The organism is Roseofilum sp. Guam, assembly GCF_017746735.1.
Taxonomy (GTDB): domain Bacteria; phylum Cyanobacteriota; class Cyanobacteriia; order Cyanobacteriales; family Desertifilaceae; genus Roseofilum; species Roseofilum reptotaenium.
Map to the genome: position 1 here is coordinate 71,144 of NZ_JAGHZN010000016.1, position 10,970 is coordinate 82,113.

The 10,970-nt window shown below is 44.9% G+C and carries 8 protein-coding genes and 1 pseudogene; 4 read left to right on the forward strand and 5 right to left on the reverse strand.

Translation table 11 applies throughout. The annotated features are described in order from the left end of the window. Nucleotides 1–66: 66 nt before the first annotated feature. Entirely contained in the window at nucleotides 67–456 is a 390-nt protein-coding gene (locus J7529_RS07880) for a DUF1823 family protein (RefSeq protein WP_318728533.1), read from the reverse strand. A 223-nt stretch (nucleotides 457–679) separates the two neighbouring features. Continuing rightward, the gene (locus tag J7529_RS07885) at nucleotides 680–2,074 is read right to left on the reverse strand and encodes an NCS2 family permease (RefSeq protein ID WP_318728534.1); all 1,395 of its coding nucleotides are present in this window, start codon (nucleotides 2,072–2,074) and stop codon (nucleotides 680–682) included. 220 nt (nucleotides 2,075–2,294) lie between these two features. Between J7529_RS07885 and J7529_RS07890 the strand changes: the two genes are divergently transcribed. Further along, nucleotides 2,295–3,695 (forward strand): DUF1517 domain-containing protein, encoded by a 1,401-nt coding sequence (locus tag J7529_RS07890; RefSeq protein ID WP_318728535.1) that lies wholly within the window; start codon nucleotides 2,295–2,297, stop codon nucleotides 3,693–3,695. 361 nt (nucleotides 3,696–4,056) lie between these two features. Here J7529_RS07890 and J7529_RS07895 read toward each other — a convergent pair whose 3' ends face one another. The 3 genes and pseudogenes from J7529_RS07895 to J7529_RS24655 form a co-directional block, all read right to left on the reverse strand. Then, nucleotides 4,057–4,728, reverse strand: coding sequence for a lamin tail domain-containing protein (locus J7529_RS07895; RefSeq protein ID WP_318728536.1), 672 nt, complete (start codon nucleotides 4,726–4,728; stop codon nucleotides 4,057–4,059). A gap of 103 nt (nucleotides 4,729–4,831) precedes the next feature. Continuing rightward, nucleotides 4,832–5,593, reverse strand: coding sequence for a twin-arginine translocase subunit TatC (tatC, locus tag J7529_RS07900; RefSeq protein ID WP_318728537.1), 762 nt, complete (start codon nucleotides 5,591–5,593; stop codon nucleotides 4,832–4,834). A gap of 140 nt (nucleotides 5,594–5,733) precedes the next feature. Further along, nucleotides 5,734–5,829 (reverse strand): annotated as a pseudogene (locus tag J7529_RS24655) (DUF4160 domain-containing protein); the annotation flags it as partial. Nucleotides 5,830–5,935: 106 nt separating this feature from the next. Between J7529_RS24655 and gor the strand changes: the two are divergent. The 3 genes from gor to J7529_RS07915 all read left to right on the forward strand — a co-directional run. Further along, nucleotides 5,936–7,285 (forward strand): glutathione-disulfide reductase, encoded by a 1,350-nt coding sequence (gor, locus tag J7529_RS07905; protein ID WP_318728538.1) that lies wholly within the window; start codon nucleotides 5,936–5,938, stop codon nucleotides 7,283–7,285. A 664-nt stretch (nucleotides 7,286–7,949) separates the two neighbouring features. Next, the gene (locus tag J7529_RS07910) at nucleotides 7,950–8,702 is read left to right on the forward strand and encodes a DUF928 domain-containing protein (protein WP_318728539.1); all 753 of its coding nucleotides are present in this window, start codon (nucleotides 7,950–7,952) and stop codon (nucleotides 8,700–8,702) included. 6 nt (nucleotides 8,703–8,708) lie between these two features. Then, nucleotides 8,709–10,970, forward strand: a 2,262-nt coding sequence (locus J7529_RS07915) for a filamentous hemagglutinin N-terminal domain-containing protein (RefSeq protein WP_318728540.1), incomplete at its 3' end; no start/stop codon positions are given.

Here is a 10,970-nt window from a genome sequence, read left to right on the forward strand (position 1 = left end):
ATAGGAATAAAGAAGTGTATTAAAATAGCTCAATCGTTCTATCAAGAAACAAGGCTTAAACTGATGTTAAGACTGGATAGGTGGCTGAAGTTTGCGATAACTCAGCAACCAATTTGCCATCGTTGCTCGTCGAGTTTGTCGTGGGCCAAATTCACCAATTTTATATCCTTTAAATCCTAATTCCTGTTTCAGCAGTTGTTTATTTTCTGGAGGGATAGAGCGAGTTAGCTTTAGGGTTGCTGGACGAGAATCTATAAAATCAGGAGGTTCCGGATAAACTTCACCCCAATCATCGCTCGCTTGGCTGATATCCCAAGTTTGGTTATCTGAATTATAACGATAGCCCAAATGATACCAGACTAATTCATTAACCCTTTGATCTTCTAGGCTATTTTCTAGGGTTTCATCCACAATTGCCCAAATGGTTTCATCGGTAAGTGGGGGTAAATTGGACATACTTTAACTTTTGAGCTAATCAAAATTTAGGTTAAAAATTGGTTATGGCGATCGCAGGGAAGCCATCGCCAGCATTTCAGTTATTACCGACCTCAATAGAGGATGACTCTATTTTAGATCAGATGGATTAATGGATCAATTCTGCTGTATATCCCCCAGTATTCTATATCTGGGGAATTACTACAATGGATTGATTTTTTTAAAAAGAGTGGACATCCAAGCATTACCCTCCAATCTGTAGCGCCATTAACACAAACCGTAGAGTAAAGATAGCTGCGATCGCCCATACCGCAGGAGCAACTTCGTGCATTTTACCTTGAAAGGATTTGAGCAACGGATAGGTGATAAATCCGATCGCCAAACCTTCGGCGATCGAGAAACTAAGAGGTATAAAAACTAATGTCAAGAATGAAGGGATAGATTCGGCTGGATCATCCCAATGGATAGAGCGTACACTGCCCATCATCAACACGCCAATAATGACCAACGCGGGTGCAGTGGCAAAGGGAGGAATGCCGGAAATCAGGGGAATAAAGAAGATGGAGAGTGCAAACAATAGGGCACAAACCACGGAGGTAAATCCCGATCTCCCTCCCTCGGAAATTCCCGAAGCTGACTCGATGTAAGTGGTTACAGTTGATGTCCCTAAAATTGCGCCCATGGTCGTGCCAACGGCATCAGCCATAAATGCTTGACTGGCTCGGGGAAGTTCTCCTCGGTCATTAATTAAACCCGCTTTCATGCCAATGCCGGCCAGGGTTCCTACAGTATCAAATAAATCAACAAATAGGAGAACAAATAGAATGGCTAACAGTTCCCAAAAGGGGATTTGATTCAGGTTTGCCAATCCAACAAAGGCTTGACCGAATAAATCACTCGGCCATTGGGGAAAGGCGAGAATACCGCTTGGTAAGGGGGCAACACCCAAAATCCAGGCTAAAATGGCGGTAGCTAAGATTCCTAATAGCAACGCTCCCCGAATTCGTCGTACCATAAATGCGGAGGTAATCAGGATTCCGAAAATAGCCATTAAGGTGACGGGACTATTTAATTCTCCTAAAGTGGTTATGGTGATTTGATCGCCGACGATTAATCCACCATTTTTGAGTCCAATATAAGTAATAAATAAGCCAATTCCAGCAGCGGTAGATTGCTTAATACAAGCGGGAATGGCCGTTACCATCTGAGCGCGAATATTGGAGAGCGTTAAACCGATAAAAATCAGCCCTTCGAGAAAAACTGCGGTTAAGGCAACTCGCCAATCAATGCCAAGTCTGAGGACAATAGAGAAGGTAAAATAGGCGTTCAATCCCATGCCTGGAGCGAGGGCAAAGGGGTATTTTGCATAGCATCCCATGATTAAAGAGGCGATCGCTGCTGAGAAGGCCGTAGCAATGACCAATTCGCCAAATAAATCGCGACTCTCTTGTAAAAAAATGGCGTTCGACAGAATATCAGGATTGACGACCAAAATATAGGCCATGGTAATAAATGTCGTCGCTCCGGCTAAAACTTCCGTCTGCCAACTTGTATTCAAACTCTCCCATTGGAAGAATGCACCCATCCTTTCTAATAAAGATGAGGAATTAGACTGAGATTGTTCTTGGTCTGCACTCATAACTGTTAAAATTAAGCCGTGTCACCACACAATACCACTGTCTGCTGCTCTAAGGGAGCAACCGTGAATACAAAAACGCGTTGATGGACAGTTGAAGGAAAGAGTAAAGCTCTGTTTCCCCTTTTGCCTATTACTAGAGTGCCTTTTGAGCGTTTAATTGGACAGTTGGAGGATGGAAACGGCACACTGGAGGTAATGGGCTTCAGAGGATAAGCTTAAGATGCGTCTTAATGCTAATTTAAGGTTTTTGGTCACGACGATCGTCTTGTGGTTGATGATTCAAGGGGTTCCGATTTCGGTATCTGCATCATTGCTGAATACGGAGTTTGAGATCGGTACGGAAGCAGTGGCGAAAAGGAGTGGGGGGCGATCGCGAGGCGGATCGTTTGGTTCTAGCTCTGGGGGGCGATCGCGATCGGGTGGTAATCGCTCTCGTTCTAGCGGTTCTAGCGCTAGTGGGGGTTCTTCACGCCCTCGGTCTTCAGGTAGTTCGAGCAGTTCTACTAACCGCTCTGGCAGTTCATCAAGTTCTACACCGTCTCTACAGAAATCTCCAACCTCAACGCCTCGTTCTCAGCCTAGACCTTCAGTTACCCCAAATTCTTCCAATAGCAATAGTACAGGGGGACGGATACGGGGGGGATCGTTTGCCCCCCCGCCCCCTCCACTGCATTCTGCTCCACCACCACCTCCTCCTCCAGGTCATGCTGCACCACCTCCCCCAAGACCGGTTATTCCCGTTCCTGTTCCTGTGCCCATATCGGGCGATCGTCGCCCTGCTGAGGATGTTGTTCCCAGAACCGATCCCCCCCCTCATCCTCCTGAACCACCACCTCCTGGTAGCCATCTAGAACCACATCAGCCCTTAAATCATGCCCCTCCTCCTCCTCATCGGCATCGCAGGCCCGACCCGGGCAGGAGTGGCGCTTATGCCAGTCATCATCATTCGCGAGCCAACTGGATGGGCTTTGTGCTGTGGTTGCTCATTATTGGGGGCGTTGTATTTATTGCTTATTTAATTTTCACTCGTCGTTCTCCTAGTAATGAGTTGGACAATGATATTGTGACGGTGAGTAAGTTACAAGTGGCTCTGTTGGCTCCAGAAGGCGATCTTCAACAGCAGTTAACTCAGTTAACGTTGAATGGGGATACCGAAACGCCAGAGGGATTGATAGATATGTTGCAAGAGGGAGCATTGGCTCTCATGCGAAGGAGCGATCGCTGGTGTTATGTTTCTTCCCGTTCTCAAACCGTTAACTCTCGCGAAGAAGCACAACAGTTATTTGAACAACTCTCTCTAGAGGAAAGGAGTAAATTCACCTCCGAAACCTTAGTGAATGTTAACGGTGCAGTCCAAGAAAAACTCGCCGCTTTAAGTCAGGAATTCTCTACTCCCGGTTCTTATGTCGTTGTCACCTTCCTAGTGGGAACCGCCGACGATCAACCTCTATTTAAGGATATCCAAACTCCAGAATCTTTAAGAGAAGCATTAGGACGTTTAGGTGCTATTTCTCCTGACTATCTCCTCGTGTTTGAATTCCTGTGGAGTCCCCAAGAAGAAAGTGCTAACTTATCGAGTGATGAACTCCTAGCTTCCTACAGTGATATGATCCCATTATAGTGATAAATACCAGGAAATAGATAAATTCTGTATTACTGTTACCTGTCTAAAATGCTGAATTAGATTTCCTTCGTTGTTGCACTTTAGTACTATGGCAGCTCAGAGTACTAAAGTGCAACAACGAAGGAAAGTGTATGGCACATTTCTCTCCCTATCCCCATTTTTATCTAATTTATAGCAGTGAATAAGTTGGTTAGGACAGTGAGGTTATGGTTTGAGGTAATAGGCAACAGGCAATAGAAAATGTCCTAACTATCCTTTCCACTGCTATACCAAATTAGATAAAACGGTCGACTACTTAATTTGAAAGGAAGAAAACTTAGCTCTAATCCAGTTGTTAAGGACAGTGTGGGTTCGGTTGTTAATTAGAATTTTGATAGCTATAACTGGAAACCTCATTTCCTTGAGCGTCAAAGAGTTTTCCCGTACCCCCTTGATCGTTCCAGAGGGCACTTTTGTATTCAAAACTAAATCCCCCGGACTCTTGATTGATTTGATCCGTATAGACTCGTATGGTTTGGCCAGAGGCTAAAGAGGTGCTTTCAGGAAAGATAAATTCTTTATTTCTGCCGGAGGAAAGAACCTTCCAGCCTGATAAATCAACACTCTTATCGCTATGATTGGCGATCGCAATATATTCATCAGATTGAGACCCTTTGATCTGGCCTTTATAGCCAATTTCGGCGATCGCCACTTTACCATTGGATGAATAAGAAATGCTAGAGACTTCATTGCCTTGGGCATCAAAGAGTTTTCCTGTACTTCCTAGATCGTTCCAGAGGGCAGTTTTATGTTCAAAACTAAATCCACCGGACTCTTGATTAATTTGATTGGTATATACCCGGCATTTTTTACCAGAGGCTAAAGCTGTCCCTTCGGGAAAGGTAAATTCTTGGTTGGTTCCTGATGAAGCAACTTTCCAACCCGATAAATCTGCACTTCCACCTCCATAATTGGCGATCTCAATATATTCATCGGATTGAGACCCTTTGATTTCACCCTTGTAAAGAATCTTGCTTAATACGACTTCCATTTATTTCATTCCTAATTGTCCTATCTTTGACCACGGCTCATACTGGGAAAAACCCAATCGAGAGCCAATTTTAAGGTTCAGAATCCGTATTTTACCACACCGGTTAACGACCGATCGCCTTCACTAACCCAACGCCTCCAAAATACAGCCCTAAAACGGCTCCCGCGAGTAAACTTTGCGTCACCGGATCGGTAGAGGGAGTCAGGATAGCGCCAAGGAGTACGCCTCCCATCACCACATAGCGCCATCCGGCAAGCATTTGTTGTGATGAAACCAATCCTAAGACACTCAACAGTACTTGAATGACGGGGACTTGAAAGGCTAACCCGGTACTAAACATCAGCAGCAGTACAAACTCAAAATAGCGATCGATTGACCATGCTTGCTCAACGACTTCCGCGCCATAGGTGATAAAAAAGTTCAGCGCTGCGGGAATTAACACCATTTGGGCAAACAGCAGCCCAGTGAGAAATAAGACACTCGATCCCACTACCACTGGCAGCACTAAGCGCCGCTCTCTGCGCGTCAGTCCAGGGAGAACAAATTGGATAATTTGATAGAGAATCGCCGGAGTGGCCAGAATGATACCGCTATAGCCTGCCACTTTCAGGGAAACAAAGAAGTATTCTCCCGGAGCTAATTGTAAAAACTTAACATTTCCTGCGGGAACTTCCAGGAATTGTACAATCGGCTTGACTAATACAAAACAGCCTACCACGGCGATCGCCACCGCAATCAAGGCATAGAAAAACCGTTGCCGTAGTTCTTCCAAATGGTCAAACAACGACATTTCCACATCATCGGGCAATTCATCCAGAGGGTCTACAGTAGGCAATGGGGTTGGTGTTTCGGTCTCTACAGTCATGTTCAGTTATCAGTCACCAGGTCTATGAAAATTGTATCGAGGATTGACAGAATTAGGGTAGGCATCTCCCACATCAGAGGCTATATTACAAACCAAACGGCTCTAATTATTCATTCTTCAAAGGATTCATACTATGCCTCTCAGAATTGTTCCTGATGAGATTCTACAATCGATTGAATTTTCCTTAACTGTTTAGCACTAAAGCCAATATTTTTTGCCAATGATACACTAGATAACCAGAATTTAGTTGTGCTTTAGTACTCTGAAGGGTTTAGCGCTAAAGCGCAGCAACTCGTGAGGCTTAATCTATTACAATAGAGGAAATTTGAGAAAAACACAACCATGAGTTACGATTTCGATTTATTTGTCATTGGTGCCGGTTCAGGGGGAATTGCCAGTGCTAGACGTGCCGCCGAATATGGCGCTAAGGTTGGTATTGCCGAATTCGATCGCCTGGGGGGAACCTGCGTTAACCGAGGCTGTATTCCCAAAAAACTAATGGTGTATGCTTCCCATTTTCCCAGTTGGTTTGAAGAGAGCCAAGGCTACGGCTGGAGTCCGGTGGAAAGTCAGCTAGATTGGACGAAAATGATTACGGCTGTGAATGGGGAAGTCGATCGCCTGAATGGGGTGTATCAGAGAATGTTAGATAAATCTGAGGTCAAGTTATATCAAGGATATGCTGAGTTTGTCGATCCTCATACCCTCAAAATTGGTGAAGATACGGTAACGGCGGATAAAATCCTGATTGCTGTGGGAGGCAAACCGGTTAAACCCGATATTCCTGGGATTGAACATACCTTAATTTCCGATCAAATTTTCCAGCTCACAAAGCAACCCAAACGGGTGGTCATTTTAGGCGGTGGATATATTGGCGTAGAATTTGCCTGTATCCTCCATGGACTGGGAACCGAAGTGACGGAAGTGATCCGTCGGGAGCATATTCTCCATGGCTTTGATGGGGATATTCGCACCCATATTCAATCGGAAATGGAGCGCCATGGTGTCCGGATTTTAAACAAGAGCGTGATTAAGCTGGTGGAAAAAACGGATGAAGGTCTAGCGGTGACGATTGCGCGAGAAAATGAGGAGGAGATTATCATTGCTGATGCAGTGGGAATCTCGGCAACGGGACGTAGACCCAATTTAGAGAAATTAGGGTTAGATAAAGTAGGGATAACCGTGGAAAAAGGGGCAATCGTCGTTGATGCTAATAGTCGCACCAACATCGAACATATCTACGCTGTTGGAGACTGTACGGATCGGGTGAATTTAACTCCCGTTGCCATTGGAGAAGGTCGCGCTTTTTCTGATACCCATTTTGGGGGGAAATCTCGGCAAATGAGTTATGATAATATACCGACTGCTGTCTTTTCCAATCCTGAAGCGGGAACCGTGGGCTTGACAGAAGAAGAAGCTCGCGCTCAGTATGGTGATAAAGTTAAAATTTACCGTGCCAAATTTAGACCCCTTTATCATACTGTGAGCGGCCAAGAAGACCGTACATTAATGAAATTGGTAGTTAATGAGGAAACGGATAAAGTATTAGGAGCGCATATGGTAGGAGAACATGCGGGAGAAATTATCCAAGGCGTGGCGATCGCTCTGAAAATGGGAGCCACCAAAGCCAACTTTGATGCCACAGTTGGCATCCACCCCAGTTCAGCGGAAGAATTTGTCACCATGCGTTAGTTCTTATTCCTTAAAGATTGACGGATTGAAGAATTATCTTGAAGCATTACTTAGGATCTCAGGCTTCAAGCTGTACTCCATAGAAAAGAGAATAGCTATAGAATGGGGGGTATCACCCCCTTTTTTTCTCACCAATATGCGATCGCAAGATTGTCGTTGACATTTTCAGCAAATTATCGCCGACAAAGGTCGCTATAGCAACCTTTCAGCTACCTTCTCCCCCCTTGAGGTTTGAGCACCTTGATAATTTACGCAATCAACTCTCTCAAGTGCTATCAACATTGACAGAGTCAGTCATTGCCTCTCTAGCGGGATGGGATTTTATCCTGGAAGCTTTATCTGTAGCAAACATTTAGGAATTTAATATTACAATCTAGCTCAATCCTTTGGTCTCTTCCGGAAAATTTTTGAAACCTAAACCCAAAATATTTGATTTCAGTGCTCGATCCTCCTTGAAAACTCTTGGTGGATGTCTTAATGAAAACTTAAAAGAAAAATCCGTACTTGTTCGGTTAAAAAGAGAACGGGAAAAAACTAAACTGGTTATATGAGAACGTCTCTCCTTCCTTATCTTCCGAGCAGGTAGATGAAGACTATCATTAAGATTGCTGAGATCTCTAGATCGCCTTCCTTGTGTCCATCGTAATAATTGAGGTTATTTAAGGTGAAAAAAAATACTTTTTTGTCAGGAACAACCCGTAAACTAGCCACCTTAACTTTCTTGGCAATTCTGGGTTGGCACAGTGGATCTACTGCCCTCCCTAAACCCAGTTTTGAAATTGCCCAAGCCTTTAATCCTCCAAGAAGAGGAGCACCCCCCAGAACCTCAGATGCAGGAACTCGTGGCTGTAGTGTTTCTGAAGGGAATAACAAACCCTTAACCGCTTTAGTTCCTGTCAAAGATTTAGCCTTAACTTTAGAAAGCCATCCTACCCTCTTCTGGTATGTGCCTCATGCTGAAGGTAAAATGCTGAAATTCACCTTGATGGACAAAAACGACACAACAATTATCTACGAGAAAGCACTGCCTGCCCCTTCTGAATCGGGAATTGTCAGTATCCGCTTATCGAAAGAGGAAGCAGAAGGACTCAAAAACAATGAACTCTACCATTGGTATTTATCCTTGGTTTGCGATCCTCAAGACCGTACGGGTGATATAATTGTAGATGGTTGGATAGAACGTATTGAAGCAAGCGACCCTCTAAAAGCCCAAATTCAACAAGCTAGTCCAGAAGCTCTCCCCAAGATTTATGCTGAGTCAGGTATTTGGCATGACGCGCTATCAGCGATGGCTCAACTCTACGATCGCCATCCCCAAGATGGGGCGATCGCCAACCAATGGGAAACGTTGCTCCGCTCTGTCCAACTCGATGCATTTGCCCAAAGCCAACTCCTTTCATCGAGTGAATCCGAGTAATTACTTATGTCCCTGCGGATAAACAGCTTGAATCTCCTGCTCACCCTATCCCTGTGGTTGTGCGGAAGCTATGTCCAAATTACCCAAGCCCAAACGATTGTACCAGCGGCTGATGGTACTGGAACGACAGTGATTCCCCAGGGGAATCAATTCTATATCCAAGGGGGGAGTTCCTCTGCTGATGGTGCGAACCTCTTTCATAGTTTTATTCAATTTGGCCTGACTCCTCATCAGGTAGCCAATTTTCTGTCTACACCGGGAATTGAGAATATTTTCAGCCGCATTAATGGGGGAAATCCATCTACAATTAATGGGTTAATCCAAGTTTTAGGAGGTAATTCTAACCTCTATCTCATTAATCCTGCGGGGATTCTATTTGGCCCGAATGCCCAACTCAATGTTCCTGCTGCATTTCACGCTACAACTGCCACGGGTATTGGTTTTGGTCAAAATCAATGGTTGGATGCATTTGGGGACAATAACTGGCAAATTTTGACCGGTACACCTAATGAATTTAGGTTTGATGGAGCTAGTCCAGGCGTAATTTTGAATTGGGGGAACTTAACGGTTGATGACGGTGAAGCCTTGAGCTTAACCGGTGGCACAGTCATCAATTTAGGAACCCTCAATGCACCAGGGGGGACAATCACCTTGGGTGCAGTTCCAGGTCATCATACTCTACGCATTTCCCAAGAAGGACATTTACTCAGTTTAGAAATTCCAGTTGGCGATCGCCAGTCTATCCCCTTTAACCCCCTCTCGGTTCCTGAACTGCTCACGGGGGGAGAAATTCCCCATCATGTTTCCCAGATCGAGGTAAATGCTCAGGGACAACTGGTATTAACCCGTTCTGAGGTTACCATACCAGACAATCCAGGCGTGGCGATCGCCTCCAATACCCTAGATGTTTCCCATACCCAACCCCATCTTAATTCTGGAACCATAAACATCATTGGTACTCAAGTCGGCGTAATTGACGCAACTCTTGAGGCTTCTACTCCTGGAAATGGCGGTCAAATTTACATCGGCGGATCGTACCAACGAAAAGGCCCCCTACCCAACGCCCAACAAACCCTCATTAGTCCTGATTCCCACATCCGCTCTAATAGTTTGGATAACGGAAATGGAGGAGAAATTATCATTTGGTCAGATGGAAATACCCAATTTTACGGCACAGTAGAAGCGCAAGGAGGAGAAACTGGAGGAAATGGGGGATTAGTAGAAGTTTCCGGCAAAGACACCCTTACTTTTTCCGGCAAAGTTAATGTCAGCGCTCCAGCCGGAAATTGGGGAACCCTCTTACTCGATCCGGAAAATATTCTAATTGCCAATACCTTTGACCCTCCAGAAGCCGAGAATAACCTGCCCAGCATTGACTTTAACCAATTTCCAGGAACTGATATTACCCTTAATGCTACTACTTTAGAACAGGTGGCAGGCAATATTGTTTTAGAAGCGACCAAGAACATTACCATTGCCAATGGAGTCTCCTTAAATTTCTTACCGGGTACGGGTTCTATCATCTTTAGGGCTGATGCGGATAGGAATAACAACGGTTCATTTATGATGGACTCATCCGCCACCTTTACCGCTCCGGGTAGAGAGATTAATATTTCAGGAGCCAGTATTACCCTTGGAAACTTAAATACCAGCGATAATTCACAAGGGGGAAATATTTCTTTAACGGCTTCTGCGGGCACTATTACCACCGCAAACCTCGATACTCATTCCGATGGACAAGGGGGGAATATATCCCTAACTACTTCTGGGGGAAGTATTAGTACGGGAAATCTGAATACATCCACCCAAGCCGGTAATGCTGGTACGATTCAATTGACGACGGAGATGGGTGATATAACCACAGGAGAATTGAACTCAAGCGCTACTCAGCTAGCTGGAAACGGTGGCAACATTAACCTATGGATTCAAACAATTGGGAACATTACAACATTGAGTTCTATCCGTTCGAGTGCCCAAAATGGGAATGCAGGACATGTTTTCTTTGAAACTCAACAAGGGAACATTGTTGTACAAGGTATTGACTCAACGACCAATGATAGTCAGGGGGGGGATATTACCCTCAAAATTACTTCCGGAAATGGGTCGATCTCCCATGGAATCTTAGATGCTAGTGCAAATAATGGCAGCAATGGCATAATTCTTGTTTCTCCAACCCCAACGCCGACTCCAACCCCAACCCCAACGCCGACTCCAACCCCAACACCGACTCCAACCCCAACACCGACTCCAACCCCAACGCCGACTCCA